This is a genomic window from Marinobacter vulgaris (assembly GCF_003344045.1).
In the GTDB taxonomy this organism is placed as follows: Bacteria; Pseudomonadota; Gammaproteobacteria; order Pseudomonadales; family Oleiphilaceae; genus Marinobacter; species Marinobacter vulgaris.
Map to the genome: position 1 here is coordinate 1 of NZ_QFWX01000031.1, position 957 is coordinate 957.

The window sequence follows — 957 nt, forward strand, 5'->3', positions numbered from 1 at the left end:
AGGTACCGGATTTACCTGGAACCTCCGCCTACATGCTTAAACCGGGACAACCGTCGCCCGGCTGACATAGCCTTCTCCGTCCCCCCTTCGCAGTAACACCAAGTACAGGAATATTAACCTGTTTCCCATCGACTACGCCTTTCGGCCTCGCCTTAGGGGTCGACTCACCCTGCCCCGATTAACGTTGGACAGGAACCCTTGGTCTTCCGGCGAGCGGGCTTTTCACCCGCTTTATCGTTACTTATGTCAGCATTCGCACTTCTGATACCTCCAGCATGCCTCACAGCACACCTTCAACGGCTTACAGAACGCTCCCCTACCCAACAACACATAAGTGTCGCTGCCGCAGCTTCGGTGCATGGTTTAGCCCCGTTACATCTTCCGCGCAGGCCGACTCGACCAGTGAGCTATTACGCTTTCTTTAAATGATGGCTGCTTCTAAGCCAACATCCTGGCTGTCTGTGCCTTCCCACATCGTTTCCCACTTAACCATGACTTTGGGACCTTAGCTGGCGGTCTGGGTTGTTTCCCTCTTCACGACGGACGTTAGCACCCGCCGTGTGTCTCCCGTGATAACATTCTTCGGTATTCGTAGTTTGCATCGGGTTGGTAAGCCGGGATGGCCCCCTAGCCGAAACAGTGCTCTACCCCCGAAGATGAGTTCACGAGGCGCTACCTAAATAGCTTTCGGGGAGAACCAGCTATCTCCCGGTTTGATTGGCCTTTCACCCCCAGCCACAGGTCATCCGCTAATTTTTCAACATTAGTCGGTTCGGTCCTCCAGTTAGTGTTACCCAACCTTCAACCTGCCCATGGCTAGATCACCGGGTTTCGGGTCTATACCCTGCAACTTAACGCCCAGTTAAGACTCGGTTTCCCTTCGGCTCCCCTATACGGTTAACCTTGCTACAGAATATAAGTCGCTGACCCATTATACAAAAGGTACGCAGTCACCCC

General features: G+C 53.5%; 1 rRNA gene. It reads right to left on the bottom strand.

What is annotated here, in order from left to right:
- Nucleotides 1–957, bottom strand: a 23S ribosomal RNA gene (locus tag DIT71_RS17650); the annotation flags it as partial.